We start from the raw sequence: 19,518 nt of genomic DNA on the forward strand, positions 1-19,518 counted from the left end.
CAGCCTACGCGCTCATGGCCGGGGCCGTCTCGGAGGGCTCCGACGCCGACCTGTCGACCTGCGCACGGCTCCCGTCGACGAGCCACGGGTCCTCCGCGGACGCGTCGAGGGGTGCGGCGTCGAGAGGTGCGGCATCGAGAGCGTCGAGAGGTGCGGTGAGGAGAGGGTCGAGCGGTGAGCCGCCGGACGGCGTCGAGGTGCTCGCCTCGGCGCCGGTCTGGTGGACGGCCTCTCCCCCGGTCTGGTGGACCGTGTGCCGGAACGTGGCCTGACCCCGGGTGAGGTCCGGGCCGAGCGCATCAGCCTCGATCACCAGCGTCGTCCGGGGCCCGTCGGGCGACTCCCACACCTCGGTCGACAGGGCACCGTGGACGACCACGGGGTCGGACCTCCGCAGGGACTCAGCGACGTTGACAGCAGCGCTGCGCCACGTCTTGACCGTGAACCAGGTCGTCGCGCCGTCGACCCAGCTCTCCTGGGACCTGTCGAAGTAGCGCTTCGTGCTGCCGAGACGGAACACCGTGAACGACGTGCCGTTCTGCGTGACGACGTGGCGTGGCTGGGTCCCGACCCAGCCGGAGACGGTGATCTTGCTGTCGATGCTCATAGGTCCTCCACGACTGCGGACGTCCTGGTCGGACGTCGAGAAGTCCGAGCATCGCGCGACCTGGTTGCGCCCGACGAGGAGTCTGCGGGGCACTGTGGACGACGGCTGTCTAGACGCCCCTGGGGACGAGCCACAAGCCCAGAGCAGGCACCGACGAGGGCACCGGTCCTCGAGCGTCCAGGCCCGTGGAGCACAGCTCCACGACGGCCTGACGACGAGATCTCGACGAGGAGCTAGCGCTGCGCGAGGCCCGTCCCGGCGGCCGCAGCCGACCCGCTGTCCCGGACCGAGAGCGCCGACTCGCGCACTGTGCGGTGCTCGTCGAGCACTGTCTGCGCCGGTCGCGCGAGCGTGGTCTCCACCGTCGACCGCAAGGCGTCGAGTGCTGCGGTCTTGACCTTCTCCGCGCGCTCGTCGGCCGCAGCCGCGCGCGTCCGTGACCCGACGATCAGCAGGACGACAGCCACGAGGACTGCGGCGCCTGCCGCAGCCCCTGCCACCGCACCGAAGGCAGCCTCCACGTCGAAGACCCCCGCGACCACGAGGATCGCGGCGACCGCGAGCACCACGGCCACGCCGAAGACCCACCACGCGGCCTTGCGCAGGCTCGTCGCCCTCGCAGATGGCGAGGCGTCGACAGGGACGGCCTCGAGGGCCCCGAGCAGCGCCGCGGAGATCGCGTCCTGCTCCGGGACGGCCTCGTCGAGAGACTGGGCCCAGGCAGGCTTCATGCCGTCTGCCACCTTGCTGACCCACCGGCTGCGGATCACCCGGACGGCAGACTCTTGCGGGCTGCGGAACTCCGGTGCCCGGGTCGCGGTCCGACCCGAGCGGACGCTCGCGCGGACGTCGTCGACGACAGCCTGCACGCCGACCGCGACGGCGACGCGGTCGACCTCGCCCGGCACCAGCGGACCGACCTGCTCGAGGACGGACGCGGGGACCTCCTCGGCGATCCGGCGGCCTTCTCGGTCGAGCTCGTCGGCGAGACGGCGCGCCGCGACGCTGCGGCGGCTGACAGCCTCGCGCAAGGTCTCCCGGAGCTCGTCGATCCCCTCACCGGTGCGCGCAGACACCGCACGCACGTCGACCCCGACCAGACCGTCTTCGCGCAGGAGGCGTGAGACGTCGGCGACGAGGGCGTCACGACCAGCAGCCGCGACCGTGTCGATCTGGTTGAGCACCACGATCATCGACGCCTCGGCGCCGACGAAGGACTGCAGGTACCCGGCGTGCAGCGCCTCGTCGGCGTACTTCTGCGGGTCGACGACCCAGATGAGCAGGTCGACGAGAGGCAGGATCCTGTCGACGATCTCCCGGTGCGCGGAGGCGATCGAGTCGTGGTCGGGCAGGTCGAGGAGGATCAGCCCCGCGAGGGACTCCTCTTCCGCGCCGTCGAGCTCGGTGCCGCGGCTGATGCGGCGCTCGGTGTCCACCTCGAGCCAGTCGAGCAGCGGGGTCGCGTCGTCGCTCCAGGCGCAGGCCGTCACCCGGGCCGTCGTGGGGCGGCGCACCCCGACGTCGGCGAAGGTGAGCCTGGAGATCGCGTTGAAGGTGCTCGACTTTCCCGAGCCTGTGCCCCCGGCGAGCGCGACGATCGTGTGGTCGACGCCGAGGGCGAGCCGCTCGTCGGCCCCGGCGAGGACAGAGCGCGCATGGGCGGCGACCTGCGGGTCGAGCCTGTCTCCGGCGACCTCGAGGGCGTGCCGCAGGTTGGCGACGTGCTCGGAGTAGCGCGCTCCGTCCGTCGACGCGGTCTCGGCCGTGCGGCGGGCGGGGCGGGTGTCGGACGGGGTCACGGTGCGCTCCTGTGGAGTGGTCATGTCAGGTCAGCTGGGCGAGCTCGGCGAGGCGGACCCGCAGGCCGATCGCCGCGTCGTCGGCCAGGGCGGGGTGGTCGAGCGCGGTCTGGACGGGGACACCCTGCGCGAGCACCGCGCCCTCGGCGGCGTCTGCGAGCCTGCTCGTCACCTCGGGGCTGAGGTCACGTCCGGCGTTGCCGAGCAGGCGTCCCAGCAGGTCTTCGGCGGCGGCCAGCCCGACCGCCGAGGCGAGCAGCAGGGCGGTGAGGCCGTCCCGCCCGAAGGCGCGGACCGCCGCGGCGTTCTGCTTGCCCTCGGACTCGTCGATGCGCTCGATGTCGGCGCGCGCTGCGGCGACCCAGGCGTCGACGGCCTCGAGCGCGGACGCGTCGTCCTGGGCCTCCGTGACCTCGGGGACCAGACCTGCACCACCCGGGAGCGGCTCGAGCGCGTCCCGCAGGGCGGCGCGGGCGTCAGCCGTGGCGACCGTGAGGATCGCCGTGGCAGCCTCACGGACCGTCTCGGTGAGGGCCTCGAGGTGCTCGTCGCGCGAACGGCCGCGGCGGGCCGAGCCACGGGCGAGGCCCGAGCGCGAGATCGCCTTGTCGAGCCTGGCGGGAGCCGTGAGCTGCGACCACCGGGTCTCGACAGCGCCGAGCGAGAGGCGACCGGACTCGACCACGAGGCGGGTCGCCTGCGCGACGGGCGGCAGGGCGGCGTCGGCGGCCCGGCGCAGCCGGACGGCGGCCGCGTGCTGGGCCTCGACGTGGCCGCTGAGCTCGTCGACCCACGGCGGGAGCGCCGCGAGCGAGCCGCGCAGCGTGCGCAAGATGACAGAGCGGGCCCTGTCGGCGCCGCCGAGCGTGCGCAGCCAGCGTTCGATCGGGGCGACCGACGACGCGTCGAGGAGTCCTTCGTGGGGACCGGCGTCAGGGACCACGAACAGCGGTGCGCTCTCCATCCGGTGCTCGCGCAGCCTGTTGAGGAGGTCACCGCGGACCGTGGTGAGCGAGGCCTTGGGCGCGCGGTTGAGCACCATCGCGACTGTCGCACCGCGCTCGACGGCACCTTCGAGGGTCCGCCAGGGCAGGGCGTCACCGTAGCGGGCCGCCGTGGTGACGAACAGCCAGAGGTCAGCGCCCTCGAGGAGCCGGCTGGCCGTCTCGCGGTTCTCGTCGAGGACGGAGTCGAGGTCCGGTGCGTCGAGCAGGGCGATGCCCCGCGGGACGTTCACGTTGGCGACAGACCGCACGGCACCCACGAGCGGGGTGCCCTCGATGACCTCGGCGTCCTGCGGGTTGTAGACGACGACGGGCTCGCGGGTGGTCGGGCGGATCACCGACGCCTCGGAGACCTCTTCGTGGAGCAGGGAGTTGAGCAGGGTCGACTTGCCGGCCCCTGTCGAGCCGGCGATGACAACGACGGCCGGGCTGGAGAGCTCTTTGAGCCGTGGGAGCAGGTGGTCGTCGAGCTGGTCGACGAGACGCGAGCGTTGACCTGCCGCCACGTCTGATCCCTCGATCGACAGCGGGAGCTCGACCGCGGCGACGTCACGGCGCAGGTCTGTCACCACGTCGAAGACCGTGACGTGCGGCTCGGCGACGTCGGCGCTCGACCCAGACGGCTGCGACGACGGACCTGCCGACCCCTGGGACTGACGACCGCTGCTGATGCTCACCCGACGATTCTCGCCCGCAACGGTGGTCAGGCCAAACGCGCGCGCCGGGTGAGGCCTGCCGATCTCACCCGGTCTGGCCGGCATGCCGGACGAGGCGTGCCCGCACGGCGGCCAGGACGTCCGGGGTGACGCCTGCTGCCTCGGCGTACGCCTCGAGGGAGCCGTAGGTGTCCTCGACGGCGTCGAGGGCGGTCCGGAGGTACGAGGGGCGGACTGTCGTGAACGCTGCCCAGAACGCCGGGGGTACCCCGGGGACGTCCGGGAGCGTGGCCGCGAGCGTCGGGGCTGACGAGGCCGACCTCAGGTACTCCTCGAGGACATCGTCCCGCGAGACCCCGCAGAGCAGCTGGACGACGGCGACGACCCAGCCCGTGCGGTCCTTTCCTGCCGAGCAGTGCACCAGGACGGCTCCGGGCTCGGAGGCGAGGGTCTCGAAGGCTCCCGCGACGGCCTCGAGCGCGGCAGGATCTTCGGCGAAGCCTGCGTAGAGGCGGTGCATGAGGTTCTCCCCCGCCGCAGCGGGGTCGTCGCTGCTCGCGAGGCGCGCGAGCATCTCCCGCGGGTCGGCCGGAGCGCCCTGGGCCCCGGCGCCCTCGGGCTCGGCGTGCGAGCGGCCGAGGTCGCCGAAGGGCAGCCGGACCTGGCGGGTCCCGGCAGGCAGCACGTCGGCTCCGTCGCGCTCGACCTCGTGGTCGCCCCGCAGGTCCAGGACCGCAGAGACACCGAGGCGCTCGAGCGTCGCGACACCCTCACGAGCGAGAGTGCTGAGCGAGGCAGAGCGGAGCAGCACCCCGCCGCGCAGCACCGGCCCTGGTCCTGCGTCACCCGCGGAGCTGCCGGCGCTGCTTCCCCCAGGCTCGCCAGGTGCGGACGGACGACCGACGTCACGGGCGTTCCACGTCCCGGCGAGGTCGAGCACCGGGTGGTCGTGCGTCACGGTTCCTGCGGTCGGGGTCGCGCTCGCCTGTGCTGCCTGGTCCATGCGTCTGCCTCTCGTCGGCCAGTCGGTCGTCCTGAGACCACCCTGGCACGCTCCGGGCACTCGCGAGCGGTGAGGGCCGACGACCACGGGGCTGGGCCTCGCCGTCCAGGTGCACCCACGGGGCGTCCCAGGAGCCGAGCCGCCCGACCGGGTGCTCCGAGACAGGTACCACGCGCACGACGACCGAGGCGCACCTGCGCAGGCATGCACCGCGGCACCTGCGCGGGCGCGCACCGGTGGCGGGGACCCAGGTGCTCGTGGGGCCCCGCCACCGGTGGTCGGGCTGCGTCCGCAGCCCGACCCTCACCGCTCCGGCACGCCGCCGGCCGCTACAGCCTCCCGTCCCGCGTCAGCCCGTCACGCCTGCGGCGGCTCCCGACGAGCATCGCCCCCAGGGCGAGCAGACCGGTGCCCAGCAGGGCCGCCGCGCCGATCTCGGCCCCGGTGCGAGGCAGGTACGACGGCGAGGAGACGACACCTCGACCACCGCGGGGCACCGCGCCGGACGCCGGGGCCACCGTGGGCGGGTCGACGACCGGTGGGTTGGCGTCGCAGTCCGGGGTCGCCGGCGGGTAGACGAGGGTCGACCCTGTCGACGGGTTCACCCGGACCTCCACGACGGTCTCGCCGCGCAGCTCGTAGAACGGGGCTGCAGGGTCGAGGAACCATGTGCCGTCTGCCCTCTGCGTCCAGCCGGGCCAGGCGACGGGATCACCGTCGGCGTCGACAGCAGCACCGGGCCACAGCTGTTCGCCCGTGATGGTGTCACCCTGGACCCAGCCGTCGGGCAGCGTGACCCGGTCGACCTGCGAGGCGCCGTCGGCGAGGAGCGCTGCGGTGTCGGCGGCACCGATCGTCACGTCCCGGGCCTCGTAGGCCGCTGCGGTCCACCAGATCAGGGCGACGACAGGGTCTCCCACGACGTTCGACGGCGTGACCTCGTACGAGACGTACGGCGTGTCGTTCACGCAGACCGCGAGCGCCGTGACGGCCACGGACTTCACGGGGACCGTGTCGGTCGCGCAGTTGTCTGCGAGGTCGGCGTCGAGCCCTGCCGAGGAGACGCAGGCGGTGTTGACGATGTCGTCGTGGGCGCCGCCCGGGACGGCCCGCGGGACGTCACCGACCAGGACCGCGTAGGTGAAGGTCGCGACCTCCCCGGCGGCGAGGTCGCCGTCGGAGCTGGCTGTGAGCAGCCCGTCGACGATCTGCGCCGTCCAGCCTGCGGGTACGACCAGCGTGCCCTCGACATAGTCGACCGAGTCCGGCAGCGGGTCGGTGACGACCACGTCGGCGGCGGGGTCGACGCCGACGTTCGTGACCTCGACCGTGTAGTCCAGGCGCTGGCCCGAGCCGGAGTCGACGGCGTCGTCGACCACAGCCGCGTGGGTCTTGGCGACCGACAGGTCGACCTCCCCCGTCGGGTGGTCTGTCTCGCAGCCGTTCTCGACGAGGGCCTGGAAGGCTCCCGCCAGGAAGGTCGCGGCGGCGAGCTCACGTCCCACGGGCGGCAGCTCGGCCGGGCAGCGCCCACCGGGAGTCCCGGCAGTCACCACGTTGTGGAGCGTCCCTGCGGTCTCGACCTCGGAGACCACGACCGCGTACTGCACGGTCGCCTCTGCGGCTCCGACGACGAGGTCGGGGAGCTGCCAGGTGAGCAGCCCGGTCTCCGGGTCGAGGGCGAGGCTCGGGTCGAGGGGCTCGACGAGCGTCGCGTCGTCGAGCACGTCGGTGAGGTCGTCGACAGCTGTGGCTCCGAGGACGTCGACCTGCCCGTCGTTGACGGCGTGCAGGGTGTAGGTGACGGTCTGGCCCTCGGTGACGACGGAGCCGTCGGCGGGGTCGCTCGTCTTGGACAGCAGCCACGAGGGCGGCGGGGGGACGTCGTCGTTGACGAAGACGCAGGTCACCGAGTCGAGCGCGGCCAGGTTGACCGAGGTCGCGGGGACGAAGGTGTCCCCTGGGCCTGTGCTGCACTCGAGGGAGGCGAGCGCGTAGCCCTCGGGTCCGGACTCGGTGAGGTCGTAGACGGTCCCGGGTCGGACCTGGACCGTCACACCCTCGGTCGAGCCGGTGACGCTCTCGGTGACGACGTCGTCAGGGACGTCGCCCGTGGGGGTCGCTGTGAGCGACCAGTCGGCGGGCTCGGCGGTCCCGGTGTCGTCGTTGACGACCTCCTTGACCAGGGTGAGCGTGGCCGACTGGTTCACCGAGGTGCACCGGACCCGGAACCCGAGCGGGACGGTGACACCGCCGTTGATCCCGTCGTTGAAGCCTGGGACCACTGTGCCGTCTTCGGTGACCTGCTCGCACTGCCACGACCCTGTCGAGGGTGGGACGAGCACGGCGCCGGGCCGGATCGTCTGCACGTAGCGTCCGTCTCCGGACTCCACGAGCGGGTAGCGCACGCCCGGGGTGACCAGGGCTGTCGCGCCGGGAGTTCCCGTCGCACCGGACGGGCCGGGGAGGGACCCGTCCGGTGCGACGGCGTCTAGGGCCCAGTCGGTGGGCTGAGCCGGTCCGCCGGCCACCTGCTTGACGAGCGTGAGCTCTGCCTCGCAGGTGACGGTGTTGGTGACCGTGAGGCGGTTGCCGTCTCCGGCCTCGAGGGTGATCGTCGACGGGACGGGGAGGTCGACCGTCTGGCCGTCTTGCTCGGTGATCCGCGAGCCGGTGACCTCGCAGAGGTCGCGACCGGTGATCGCGGTGGTCTCGGCGACCTCGACCTGCGCCCCCTCGACGAAGCCGTCGCGCGGGGAGGACCAGGGCTGCGGGGTCTGGTCGACCGTGAGCTGCGCGGCGAGGCCGATCGGCTGGTTGCCCTCGGTGTAGGTGGTCCCGTTGACCACCCACTCCTTGTCGACGGTCAGGCTCGCCTGAGGCTGCGGTGCCCTGTTGTAGACGGTGCAGGTGATCGCGGCCGTCGCCGGTGCGTCGACGCTGAAGCCGAGCGCGTCGTCGGGGTCGTTGGTGACCTCGACGGGGTCGCCCGTGGCGATGTCCGTGCACACAGCCCGTTTCGAGGCCTGCGTGACGAGGGTGAAGCCGTCCTTCTGCTGCTCGGTCACGGTGACCGTCGCCGTCGACGACCCACCCGCGTACTCGAGCGGGAAGTTCACGGCGCCCGTCCCGGAGACCGTGGTGCCCGACTGCTCGGACGGTGTGACACCGGGGCTCGAGGTGCTCGCCTCGAAGGTCCAGCCGCCCGAGGGGGTGGCCCCCGTGACGGTCTCGCCTGTGGTGGAGGACGGGACGACCTGCTTGACGACGCTCACCGACCCGTTGCACGTGCCGAGCGCGAGGTCGCGCAGGGCCTCGCCCGCCTCGGCGTAGTCGTCGGTCTGGTAGTAGTCCGACCCGGCGGCAGGACCGGAGATCGCGCGCAGGTTGTCGGGGGCACCCCCGAGCCCGTCGCCGACACCGACGGCGATGACCCGGGTGCCCTCGGCCTTGACGGCGTTGGCGGAGAAGATGCCGTTCTCGACCTCGCGGAAGCGGGTGAGGTCACCCGGGCCCTCGTGGGCCGCGTACACCGTGGGGTTCCCGTCGGTGAGGACCACCGCGACGTCGAAGGCCGTCGACGAGGCCGCCACCTGGTAGAGGCCACGGTCCCAGTTGGTGTCAAAACCTGCGGTGTAGCTCGCGATGCGGTTCTTGACGGTCTGCGCACCCGCGGGGGTCGAGACCGGGGTCAGCCCGAGGTTCGCGCCTGTCGCCGCAGGGGCGTTGTCGGCGAAGGTGAAGAGGGCGACCGAGCTCGGCGTCCCCGTGAGCGAGTCGACGAAAGTCGAGGCTGCGCCGCGCATCTCGGTGATGTACCGGCCGACGGACCCGGAGAGGTCGACGACCAGCGCGACACGCAGCCCGCACTGGGCCGGGAGGCCCGGGTCGGCGAGCGAGCTCTGCCAGATGCCGCCCGAGGCCGTGAACCCGCGTCCCGAGCTCACCATGAAGTCGGTGGTCGAGGTGTAGGTGGTGCCGCCGCGGAGCTGGAGGCCTGTGCGGAACTGGTAGGTCTGCGACGTCGTGTCGCCGCCGACAGCCAGAGCCGCGTTGGCGAAGTAGCCGCTCGGCGCGGCGCCAGCCTGCTTGACCCAGAACCTCGCGTCACGGTTCACGCCGCCGTCACCGGTCTCGGGGACGACAAAGCTGCAGTCGCCGGTCGCGTCAGAGACGCAGGTCGCCCACGGCTCGAGCCTCGGGGTCGTCGCGCCAGCGGTCCCCCCGTCGAAGAGCTGGAGCGTCACGCCGGCGAGCGGGGACACCTGGGTCAGGGTCGTGCGGATGCCGCCGACCTTGACGGTCACGACCGACTGGGTGGTCGTGGGGTCGGGCACCACGGCAGGGACGACCTCGTCGTCGACCGCTGCCGCGGCGTCTGGGACGCCGGGCTGCGGGGCAGCCGAGCGGGACTGGGGCGCAGGAGCCGGGGACGTCGGTGTCGCGGGCTCGTCGGTCGCCGGGTCGGGGACCGTCGGCTCAGGCGTGGTAGGTCCGGGGGCTGCCGGTCCGACAGGCACCGGGTCGACGGGTGCGGGCTCGACAGGTGCGGGCTCGACAGCCGGCGGTGCGGGGTCGACAGGGTCTGGAGGTGCGGGTTCCTCCACGACCGGCGGCACAGGCTCCGGCTCGACGACAGGAGCCGGGTCCGGCACCGTCGTCTGCGCGGGGTCGACCGCTGCGAGATCGTCGGGGCTCGGAGCGCTCGCGGCGGTGCGAGCGGTCTCGACGAGCTCCTCGGACGCCGCCGCAGGTGCCGGGGGGAGAGCAGCGCCGCTCACCACACCCCCGAGCACGAGCGACGGGACCACGACGACGGCGAAGCGTGCTCTGCTGGCGAGGGACCGTAGTCCTCCCCCGGCCAGACTTCCTGCTCTTCTCTTCATGATCGACCTTCCAGCGACAGTGACTCCGAGACGTCTTGCCTGTCGCCGACGCTAGGCCCGGGAGACCGGCGACCAGCGGGGAGATCGCTCAACCACCCCGCCCCTCACCCGGATTGCACCCGCTCGGTCCGGCCCGTGACCTGGCGCTCGCCCGTCGTCCACCCCGGTCGTCACCCGTCGCGGGCAGGCCGCCTCACCCCGAGCCGGGCGCAGACCACCCGCCGCTCGGTCGAGGGTCACCCCAGGCCCACCCGTGGCTCACCCCGGCACGTCCAGGGGGCACCCCGGTGTCACCCCGGCGGGACAGCGGGCCTCACGGGACGCGTGGGAGACCGTGCGGGAGTGGAGGTCTCCCCGACCGCGCGGCTGTGGCCCGGTCAAGGGAGACGGGGCAGCGGGGTGTCGGGACGGGAGCACGAACCTTCGCGCGCGGCGGCTGCTGCGTCAGCCTTCGGAGCCGTCGTCGCGCCGCTCGTCGACCGGGAACGACGCCCAGATGTGCTTGGTCTCGTCCCCCGAGTACCAGCCGACCCGGGCCGCGAACATGTCGGTGAGGACCAGCCCGAAGCCGCCCTCCCCAGCGCCGCGCCCGCGAGCGATGGCCGGGATGCTGACAGGGTCGTGGTCCATCACGTCGAGGACGTAGACGCCGTCGCTCAGCAGCCTGACGACTGTCGGCGGACGACCGTGCTTGATCGCGTTCGTCGCGAGCTCGCTGCAGACCAGGACCATGCCCTCCGTCAGCTCGCCGTGCGCCGCCGCGTGCTCAGGGTGGGACTCGAGGAGCGCCTCCGACAGCTCTCGCCGGAGCCTGCCGAGCTCTGAGACCGAGTCGAGCGTCCAGGTCTGGACGGTCTCGAGGTGCTGCGGCAGCGGGGCGAGCGGGATCGACGGCATGCACTCTCCAGGGTCTGACGAACCCTGCGCGTCGGGCGTGGAACCCCCGGACAGGACCTCGGGGCGGCGCGCAGGCGTGGACGTGGGCCGAGGGCGGAACCCGCTCGAGGGCCCGAGCGGGTCGGCTGGCGGTGTCTCGTCGGCACGAGGCGTGGCACCGCGCACGAAGACCTCGGCTCTCGCCGAGATCGCCTCGCGCTCGCCCCGCCGTCGTCGGCGAGGTCTGCGCGTCCGTCCTCGTGAGCTAGGCGACCTCCGCGGTCGGTCACCTGGAGACATCGTCCGACGAGATCGTCACCCTCGCACGCCGGGTACCTGTGCACAGCCGGGGGGTCGAGCTCACGCACGGGTGGCGACGGACGGCCGCACCCGACCCACCCGACGACCTGGTGCCCCCGACAGGACTCGAACCTGCGACCTAGAGATTAGAAGGCTCTTGCTCTATCCACTGAGCTACGGAGGCACGTCGATCCTATGCGAGACCTGCGGCGTCGAGCACGTGGCGAGGGCGCGCGGTCTCTGCACGGCACCGACAGGTGCTGACAGGGTGGGTGGACGGCCCCCGCCGGGGCCTCGACCACACCCTCGCCCTGAGAGGATGTGTGCATGACGCAGCCCTCCCCCGCACCGACCGACCCGCCCGCCGAGCAGGACGACACCGTCGAGATCTGGACCGACGGCGCGTGCAAGGGCAACCCGGGCGTCGGCGGCTGGGGCGCGTGGCTCAAGGCCGGCGGGCACGAGCGTGAGCTCTTCGGCGGCGAGGCCGTGACCACCAACAACCGGATGGAGCTCACGGCCGTCATCGAGGCACTCCGAGCTCTCAAGAGGCCGTGCGTGGTCAACCTGCACGTCGACTCGACCTACGTGATGAACGGCATGTCGAAGTGGATCGCAGGCTGGAAGCGCAACGGCTGGCGCACCGGTGACAAGAAGCCCGTCAAGAACGTCGACCTCTGGCAGGCCCTCGACGAGCAGGTCGCACGGCACACCATCACGTGGACGTGGGTCAAGGGCCACTCGGGCGACGTCGGCAACGAGAAGGCCGACGAGCTCGCGAACCGCGGCGTCGACGAGGTCCGCGCCCGCGGCTGACGCCCTCGCACCATCCTCGGGCAGTAGGCTCGGGACGTGATCGAGATGAAGACCCCCGCCCAGATCGTCAAGATGCGTGAGGCCGGCCGTGTGGTCGCCCGCGCACTCCAGGCCATGCAGGACGCCGCAGCGGTCGGCGTGACGCTCAAGGAGATCGACAGCGTCGCCGCGCGCGTCCTCGCCGACGCCGGCGCGACCTCGCCCTTCCTCGACTACCACCCCGACTGGGCCCCCGTCCCCTTCCCCGGGGTCATCTGCGCGTCCGTCAACGACGCGATCGTGCACGGCATCCCGACGGACTACGCCCTCCAGGACGGCGACCTCGTGAGCATCGACTTCGGGGCTGTCCTCGACGGCTGGTGCGGCGACTCCGCCCGCAGCTTCATCGTCGGGACACCGCGCGCCGAGGACCAGCGCCTGGTCGACGTCACCAAGGCCGCGCTCGACGCCGGCATCGCCGCAGCACAGGTGGGCAGCACGATCGGCGACATCGGCCACGCCGTGTCCAGGGTCGCCCGCAAGGCACGCTTCGGCAACCTCGAGGACCACGGCGGGCACGGCATCGGCACCGAGATGCACATGGACCCCTTCGTCCCCAACGAGGGCCGCCGCGGCAAGGGACTCAAGCTGACGCCCGGCCTCGTCATCGCGATCGAGCCGATGTTCATCGCCGACGGTCACGGAGACTACGTGCAGGACGACGACGGCTGGACGCTGCGCTCACCGCGCGGTGCACGCGCCGCCCACTGGGAGCACACCATCGCGATCACCGACGACGGGCCGATGATCCTCACGGCTCTCTGAGGAACGAGACACGCCCCCCGGGCACTTCGGCCTTGAGGCGCTGCGCGGTCAGCGCCCAGGCGCTGTCACTTCCCGGAACGCCGAGGAATGTCAGCGAGCCTCCCGGCCTCGTCTCCGCTCTGCACCTCTCGACCCCTCCGACCGTCAGCGGTCGGAGGGGTCGTCTGCTGTCCTAGGGTCCTGCGGCGCCTGCCTGGCGGAAGGGGTGGGGCTCGCCGCGGTAGGGCCAGCGGCTCCGTAGCCGAGCCTGGCGTCCTCCTCGCGCGCCGCGAGCGTGATCTCCTCGCCGTGGGTCGCTCCGACAGACGCACCGCGCCAGCGGTCGATCCCGACGACCACCCCGAGGGTGACGACAGCCAGGCACACCCCCGCGAGCACGTCGGTGATGAAGTGGTAGCCGAGGTACAGCCGGCTCGCCGCGACCACCAGCACCACCACGACGCTCACGACTGTCCACTCGACGAAGGCGCTCCGGGTGCGCGCCTCGCGCCACAGCAGGTACCCGCCGACGAGGACGAGGGTCGCCGCCCCGATCGTGTGGCCGGACGGGAAGGAGAAGGAAGACTCCACGCCCGGGACGGTCTGGAGATCTCCCGCGGGCCTAGGACGAGCCACGAGCGCCTTGACCACGGTCGAGACGATCGTCGAGAAGACCATCGCGCCGACGAGCATCACCGGGTCGCGCCAGCGGTGCGTCCGCCAGCCCCAGATCCCGCAGCCGACGGCAACGATCACCGGCAGGACGTAGGGGCCGAAGACCGTGGTGATCGTCGTGAACACCGTGGTGAGCCAACCTGTCCTGTGGTCCGCCAGCCACTCGAGCGCAGGCTGGTCCAGGCCTGCCAGGTCGTCACGCTCGAGGACGGCGTCGAGCAGGACCGCGAAGCCCGACGCCCCGAGGATCACGAGCAGCAGCCCGGGCAGGAGCGCTGGGACGCGACGGGCGGTCTCTCGTGAGGGCATCAGCCGACACTACCCTCGCCCCGACGGCTCGGCAGCGGGAGGTGTGCGGGCGGTACGCGAGGTGTCTACGGGAGGTCCGCTGCGGAAATAAGGGTGCGCGGCAGAGCGGCCAGGTGGTTGGCTCGTGCCACACCGCGGTGACGTCATGGGCCCTCAGGAGTCGACACCTGAGCCCGCACACCTGACAGTCACGGAGCACCACACCATGCACCCCCTGAACCCCCACGGCGACCTCGCGCTCTTCGAGCTCGAACGCCACCGGCTCGTGCAAGAGATCGCACGAGCCCGCCGAGCCCCGCACACCCGGTCTCTCGCAGCCCGGCTCTGGGCTCGGATCGCACACCTCCTCCACCGCGACGCGTGAGCGCCGCCACCGAGCCCCGTCGCCGGGGTCAGCACCCTCCCGGCGACGGGGCTCTCTCGTGCACGCCGTAGGCTGAGCCCGTGGCACGAACACAGAGCAAGAACGACCGCATCGTCTGGATCGACTGCGAGATGACAGGCCTGGACCTGGGCGCCGACGCCCTCGTCGAGGTCGCCGCAGTGGTCACCGACTCCGAGCTGAACGTCCTGGGTGACGGGATCGACGTCATCGTCCGGCCGCCCGACGAGGCGCTCGAGCAGATGAACGACTTCGTGCGCGACATGCACACGAGCTCCGGGCTCATCGACGAGCTCGCGGGCGGCACCACCCTGGCCGATGCCGAGGCGCAGGTGCTCGACTATCTGCGCGGCTTCGTCCCGGAGCCCGGCAAGGCTCCCCTGGCCGGCAACTCGGTCGGGACCGACAAGATGTTCCTCGACCGCGACATGCAGGACCTCGTCGCCCACCTGCACTACAGGATCATCGACGTGTCCTCGATCAAAGAGCTCGCCCGACGCTGGTACCCGCGCGTGTACTTCGCCTCGCCCACCAAGAACGGCGGGCACCGCGCCCTGGCCGACATCCTGGAGAGCATCGACGAGCTGCGCTACTACAGGTCGGCGCTCTTCGTCCCCCAGCCCGGCCCGGACACGGCCACCTCCCGTGCGCTCGCCACGAGCATCGCCCAGGACTCCGTCTCGGGCACGCTCTCCGTCCCGGAGGCCTTCGGCACCGCCGGAGGCCGCTGACCTGCAGCTGTCCCGTCGCCGGGATGCCGCTGACCTGCCGCTGACCTGCCGCTGACCTGCACCGAGAGGCCCGGCGACGTCCCGACGGTCCTGGCGGGAGTTTGACCTGCGTCACATGCCGACAGGCAGAACCGCGAGATCTCGCGGTTCCGGATGCCCTGTCCGGGGGTGCAGCAGCCCAGCTCGTCGTCCGGGCCGACACAGTGTCGCCGAGCACCTGAAACACCAGGTAGGATTCTCAACGGTTCGGTACGCCGGACCACGTGATCTCGTTCGGCCCGGAGACGGACCGGATGCAGACGCATGGTGGGTATAGCTCAGCTGGCAGAGCACCTGGTTGTGGTCCAGGGGGTCGCGGGTTCAAGTCCCGTTACTCACCCCATGCAGAAGGCCCCTCGCGGAAGCGGGGGGCCTTCGTCGTACTCCAGGAGAGCGCCCTACGCTCCCCGAGACGACGAACGCGCCGGCACCCCTGGAGAGGGCTGCCGGCGCGTCCTGCGTCCGTGAGGAGGCTCCTGCGTCAGGACCTCGTCGCGCGCGCAGCGATCGCATCGGCGAAGCGCTCGAGGGCTCCGGGCGACTTCGCGAGGAACAGCGACGGCTCGGTGAACTCGAGCTCGAGCAGGACAGGCTCGCCGTCGTCTCCGGGCAGCATGTCGATGCGGGCGTAGAGCATGTCTGCCGCAGGGTCCCCGAGCACCTCACGGGCAGCCTCGAGGGCACGGTGGGCCAGCGCGAGCTGAGGCTCGGTGGCCTCCGTCGCACGCATGATCTCTTCCTGGTAGAGCCCCTGGGTCGGGCGGTGACCCCGCGAGAGCATCGCGTTCTTGCGGACGGCGTGCGAGAACTCGCCGCCCACGAAGATCAGACCGGTCTCACCCGCGACGTCGACCTGGTTCTGGTACGGCTGGACCATGACGTGACGCCCCGAGCGGAGCAGCTCGCGGGCGTGCAGGATCGCCTGGCCGCGGGCCTCGGCGGTGTTCTCCTGGTAGCGCGCGGTGTCGCGGGCTCCCGCGCTGACTGTCGGCTTGATGACGTAGTCACCGTGCGCGGGCAGGCGTGTGTGGATCGCCTGGGAGGTGAGGTGACGGTCAGGGTCGAGCCACAGCGTGCGGACGATCGGGATGCCCATCTCGCCCATGGTCTTGAGGTAGTACTTGTCGGTGTTCCAGGCGAGCACCTCGGCGTCGTTGGCCAGGCGCGGGACCTTGCGGGCCCACTCGATGAACTCGTCCTGACGCTGGGAGTAGTCCCAGGTGGACCGGACCACGACGAGGTCGAAGGAGTCCCAGTCGACCTCGGGGTCGTCCCACACCGCGGCGACGGCGTCGATGCCGCGCTCCGCGAGCGCACCCAGCAGCGGGGTGTCGTCAGGGTCCAGGTCAGGGAGGACGGAACAGGTCGCGAGAGCTACACGGGTTGTCGGCACCAGCCCAGGATAGCGAGCGCGGCGCACGAGGGCGCAGGGGCGCGTGCAGAAGAGTCGCGACTCACAGCGAGAGGCCGGATATACGTTCGGCGCTCTCGTCTCCGACGACGACTCATCATGGCTCCCCCGGGCGACCTCCGAGAACGACGAAGGCCCGGGATCGTGATGATCCCGGGCCTTCTGTGGTGCGCCATCCTGGACTCGAACCAGGAACCCGCTGATTAAGAGTCAGCTGCTCTGCCAATTGAGCTAATGGCGCGCGGTGAAAACTTTAGCAGCCTCTGACGCCTGAGCGCCAATCGGATCTGCTTGATGTCTGCGCAGTGAAAAACCAAGGACCAGAGCCCTTGGTTGATGTTCACCGCTCGACTTCGGTGATAACTCTACCCCACGTCAGAAGGTGCTCTGTCCACCTCGTCGTCGACCACCGGGGCGGCCGGGTTCACGAGGTCGATGAGCAGGGCCATGGGGATCCGCTCGTCGACGAGACGCGCAAGGAGGCTGCTGACGTCCGGGAGGTCGGGGAGCCCCGACAGGTCAATCTCAGGCGACGCAGTGTCGTCGACGTCGAGGTCTGCCGCGGGGCGCTCACGCAGGTCGGACGGGACCGCCGAGGCGACGACAGGCGCCACAGCCTCGGTCTCGCGCTGGCTGGCACCCGGGACACGACGCGGGAGCGCTGCACCCTGACCGGAGTCCACCTCGGTCGATCGAGAACGGCTCGTCAGCATCACAGCCACCTTTCCCACGTGGAGTTCCCCATCAGCCCACTCAACACCAGGAGTGAGCCGGACCACAATGGAGAGATGTGCCCATGTGGTGAGGGGTCCGCACAGGTGCGGCCATCTCCATCATCCACGCCCTCCCTGGATCTCGCCTGGACGACTCGCGCGCACCCGACGTGCCGCGCAGCACACCTGCTCGCCTCACGGTCGAGGTCGGTCGCGGCGCGTAGTCTGAGCCGCGGGCGGCGCGGCACGGTGCGCTCTCGCACGGGCAGTGCGAGCAGCGACCTGGGCGCACGAGCCGCCCAGCACCTCCTGCACACCAGCTCTTATCAGCCTTGATCACAGCACCGTCTCCCACAGACACGAGGAGCCCCATGACGACCCGCCTCTCCCCCACGGACCTCGCCCCCGAGTTCTCGCTGCCCGTCGCGGGCGGCGGCACGATCTCGTCGGCCGACCTTTCCGGCAAGCGGGCGATCGTCTACTTCTACCCCGCTGCGAGCACCCCGGGCTGCACCACCCAGGCCTGCGACTTCCGCGACTCTCTCGCCTCGCTCCAGGGCGCCGGGTTCACGGTCGTCGGGATCTCCCCCGACCCTGTCGCCAAGCTGGAGAGCTTCGTCACGTCGGAGCACCTGACCTTCCCGCTCGCCTCCGACGAGGACAAGTCTGTCGCGACGGCCTTCGGCGCCTACGGCGAGAAGAAGCTCTACGGCAAGGTCGTCACCGGCATCATCCGGTCGACCTTCGTCATCGACGCCGAGGGGCGCATCGAGCTGGCGCAGTACAACGTTCGCGCGACCGGCCACGTCGCGAAGCTGCGCCGCGACCTCGGCATCGACGCGGCCTGATCTCCGTCCGGCGTGGCTGGTCTGCCGACCAGCCACGCCGTCGGCCGAGCACGACGGTCTGCGGCACGGTCACGGACCAGCAGCCGCGTAGACTGCACGGCGAGCGCGAGTGGCGTAATTGGCAGCCGCGCCAGGTTTAGGTCCTGGTGTCTTCGGACGTAGGGGTTCGAGTCCCCTCTCGCGCACTGGCAGACTTTTCGCATGACCTCCCCCCGACCTCTGGCAGACGACGCAGCCGCTGCGCACGACGACGCAGCACTGAGCCCTGGGGCCGACGTCCTTGACGTCGCTCGGACCTCCGCGCCTGAAGAGGCTCCCCGGTCCGCTGCTGCATCCTCCGTGCACGACGGAGAGACCGAGGTCGACCCAGAGCAACAGATGCCGAGCGGCCGGTACAGGGCTCGCACGGTGTCCTTCGTCCAGCGCAGCGGTCGCCTCAAAGACCGCCAGCAGCGGACCTGGGACGAGCTCGCACCACGCTTCGTGGTCGAGCCGCCCCGCGCCGTCGGACGGACGTCTGTCGACCCCGACTTCGTGCTCGACCCCGAGGCCGTCTTCGGGCGCACGGGCCGGCTCGTCGTCGAGGTCGGGTCTGGCCAGGGCGAGGCTGTCGCGCACGCCGCGGTCGAGTCCCCCGAGACCAGCTTCCTCGCGGTCGAGGTGTACAAGCCAGGTGTCGCGCAGACCTTGCAGCGACTGCGGACCACGGGTTCGACGAACGTCCGCCTCATGCAGGTCGACGCGGCCGTGCTGCTCGGGTCGACGATCGCCCCGGGGAGCGTCGACGAGCTCTGGCTGTTCTTCCCCGACCCCTGGCACAAGGCCAAGCACACCAAGCGCCGTCTGGTCACCCCAGGCTTCGCCGACCTCGTGGCTCGCGCGCTGCGCCCGGGTGGCGTCTGGCGCCTCGCGACAGACTGGGCGGACTACGCCCGGCAGATGCGTGAGGTGCTGGGAGCATCCGAGCACTTCGACGTCGACCTCGACGCTCCCCGCTTCGCAGGCCGTCCGGTGACGAGCTTCGAGCGCAAGGGCACCGAGAAGGGCCGGGAGATCGTCGACATCACCGCGGTCCGCCGAGGCTGAGCCCACGGCTTCACCCCGCTGGCTTCCCAGGCCTCGCTGACTTCCCGGGCCTCGCGCACCTCGGCAGCCCCCTGAGGCCTGTGGCGCGGACCAGTGCGACCTCGTCCAGACGCACGACGACCGGCCCAGGATCTCCTGGACCGGTCGTGGTCTGCCAGCTCACCGCACACAGCGGTGGGTCGGGTCGTGGTGGGGTCGTCAGACCCGTGCGGTCAGACTGCGGTGCCGCCGCCTGCGCCCTGCGCGGCGATCTGCGAGCGGACCTCGTCCATGTCGAGCGCCTTCACGGCGTCGACGACCTGCGCGAGGGCCGGCGCGGGGAGCGCTCCGGGCTGCGAGAAGACGAGGACGCCCTCACGGAAGGCCATCAGCGTCGGGATCGACGTGATGTTCGCAGCGGCCGCGAGGCTCTGCTGAGCCTCGGTGTCGATCTTGCCGTGCACGATGTCCGCGTTGGTCTCGGAGGAGGCCTCGAAGACTGGGGCGAACTGGCGGCACGGGCCGCACCAGGACGCCCAGAAGTCCACCAGGACGATGTCGTTGTCCTTGATGGTCTGCTCGAACGATTCCTGCGTGAGTTCCTGGGTTGCCATG

15 protein-coding genes and 4 tRNA genes are annotated in these 19,518 nt (G+C 71.4%); 7 read left to right on the forward strand and 12 right to left on the reverse strand.

Annotated features, from left to right (window positions below; genetic code table 11):
* Positions 1 to 4 precede the first annotated feature (4 nt).
* The 7 genes from HZZ10_RS07425 to HZZ10_RS07455 form a co-directional block, all read right to left on the reverse strand.
* Entirely contained in the window at positions 5 to 607 is a 603-nt protein-coding gene (locus tag HZZ10_RS07425) for a single-stranded DNA-binding protein (RefSeq protein ID WP_179913024.1), read from the reverse strand.
* Positions 608 to 840: 233 nt separating this feature from the next.
* Entirely contained in the window at positions 841 to 2,430 is a 1,590-nt protein-coding gene (locus tag HZZ10_RS07430) for a GTP-binding protein (RefSeq protein WP_179913025.1), read from the reverse strand.
* Position 2,431: 1 nt separating this feature from the next.
* A complete protein-coding gene (locus HZZ10_RS07435; protein ID WP_308507523.1) occupies positions 2,432 to 4,087 on the reverse strand; it encodes a GTPase domain-containing protein in 1,656 nt (551 codons plus the stop codon).
* A 64-nt stretch (positions 4,088 to 4,151) separates the two neighbouring features.
* A complete protein-coding gene (locus HZZ10_RS07440) occupies positions 4,152 to 5,069 on the reverse strand; it encodes a tyrosine-protein phosphatase (protein ID WP_179913027.1) in 918 nt (305 codons plus the stop codon).
* Positions 5,070 to 5,398: 329 nt separating this feature from the next.
* Positions 5,399 to 9,955 (reverse strand): DUF7927 domain-containing protein, encoded by a 4,557-nt coding sequence (locus HZZ10_RS07445; RefSeq protein WP_179913028.1) that lies wholly within the window; start codon positions 9,953 to 9,955, stop codon positions 5,399 to 5,401.
* 444 nt (positions 9,956 to 10,399) lie between these two features.
* Positions 10,400 to 10,852 carry an ATP-binding protein gene (locus tag HZZ10_RS07450; RefSeq protein ID WP_179913029.1) on the reverse strand — a complete coding sequence of 151 codons (453 nt, stop codon included), beginning with the start codon at positions 10,850 to 10,852 and terminating at the stop codon, positions 10,400 to 10,402.
* 387 nt (positions 10,853 to 11,239) lie between these two features.
* A tRNA-Arg gene (locus tag HZZ10_RS07455) sits at positions 11,240 to 11,315 on the reverse strand.
* A 143-nt stretch (positions 11,316 to 11,458) separates the two neighbouring features.
* Between HZZ10_RS07455 and rnhA the strand changes: the two genes are divergently transcribed.
* Together rnhA and map are read left to right on the forward strand one after the other, a co-directional pair.
* Positions 11,459 to 11,947 (forward strand): ribonuclease HI, encoded by a 489-nt coding sequence (rnhA, locus tag HZZ10_RS07460; RefSeq protein ID WP_179913030.1) that lies wholly within the window; start codon positions 11,459 to 11,461, stop codon positions 11,945 to 11,947.
* Positions 11,948 to 11,983: 36 nt separating this feature from the next.
* Entirely contained in the window at positions 11,984 to 12,751 is a 768-nt protein-coding gene (map, locus tag HZZ10_RS07465; protein WP_056129693.1) for a type I methionyl aminopeptidase, read from the forward strand.
* 144 nt (positions 12,752 to 12,895) lie between these two features.
* Here the strand turns inward: map and HZZ10_RS07470 are convergent, their stop codons facing one another.
* Positions 12,896 to 13,714, reverse strand: a complete 819-nt coding sequence (locus tag HZZ10_RS07470; protein WP_179913031.1) for a phosphatase PAP2 family protein — start codon at positions 13,712 to 13,714, stop codon at positions 12,896 to 12,898.
* Between the two features lie 444 nt (positions 13,715 to 14,158).
* Between HZZ10_RS07470 and orn the strand changes: the two genes are divergently transcribed.
* Entirely contained in the window at positions 14,159 to 14,827 is a 669-nt protein-coding gene (gene orn, locus HZZ10_RS07475; protein WP_179913032.1) for an oligoribonuclease, read from the forward strand.
* Positions 14,828 to 15,133: 306 nt separating this feature from the next.
* Positions 15,134 to 15,209: transfer RNA gene (locus HZZ10_RS07480), tRNA-His, on the forward strand.
* 138 nt (positions 15,210 to 15,347) lie between these two features.
* Here HZZ10_RS07480 and HZZ10_RS07485 read toward each other — a convergent pair.
* The 3 genes from HZZ10_RS07485 to HZZ10_RS07495 form a co-directional block, all read right to left on the reverse strand.
* On the reverse strand, positions 15,348 to 16,259 hold the full coding sequence (locus HZZ10_RS07485) for an ATP-grasp domain-containing protein (protein WP_056129687.1): 912 nt from the start codon (positions 16,257 to 16,259) through the stop codon (positions 15,348 to 15,350).
* A 183-nt stretch (positions 16,260 to 16,442) separates the two neighbouring features.
* Positions 16,443 to 16,518, reverse strand: a tRNA-Lys gene (locus HZZ10_RS07490).
* 124 nt (positions 16,519 to 16,642) lie between these two features.
* Positions 16,643 to 16,990: a hypothetical protein gene (locus HZZ10_RS07495; protein ID WP_179913033.1), complete on the reverse strand. Its 348-nt coding sequence runs from the start codon at positions 16,988 to 16,990 to the stop codon at positions 16,643 to 16,645.
* 371 nt (positions 16,991 to 17,361) lie between these two features.
* On the opposite strand from HZZ10_RS07495, the gene bcp reads away from it, so the two are divergent.
* From bcp to trmB, 3 genes are all read left to right on the forward strand, one after another.
* Positions 17,362 to 17,838: a thioredoxin-dependent thiol peroxidase gene (gene bcp / locus HZZ10_RS07500; RefSeq protein ID WP_179913034.1), complete on the forward strand. Its 477-nt coding sequence runs from the start codon at positions 17,362 to 17,364 to the stop codon at positions 17,836 to 17,838.
* 103 nt (positions 17,839 to 17,941) lie between these two features.
* Positions 17,942 to 18,023: transfer RNA gene (locus HZZ10_RS07505), tRNA-Leu, on the forward strand.
* A gap of 16 nt (positions 18,024 to 18,039) precedes the next feature.
* The gene (gene trmB / locus HZZ10_RS07510) at positions 18,040 to 18,924 is read left to right on the forward strand and encodes a tRNA (guanosine(46)-N7)-methyltransferase TrmB (protein WP_179913035.1); all 885 of its coding nucleotides are present in this window, start codon (positions 18,040 to 18,042) and stop codon (positions 18,922 to 18,924) included.
* 212 nt (positions 18,925 to 19,136) lie between these two features.
* Here trmB and trxA read toward each other — a convergent pair whose 3' ends face one another.
* On the reverse strand, positions 19,137 to 19,517 hold the full coding sequence (trxA, locus tag HZZ10_RS07515; RefSeq protein WP_179913036.1) for a thioredoxin: 381 nt from the start codon (positions 19,515 to 19,517) through the stop codon (positions 19,137 to 19,139).
* Between the last annotated feature and the right edge of the window lies 1 nt (position 19,518).

This window comes from Sanguibacter inulinus (assembly GCF_013415325.1).
GTDB lineage: Bacteria > Actinomycetota > Actinomycetes > Actinomycetales > Cellulomonadaceae > Sanguibacter > Sanguibacter inulinus.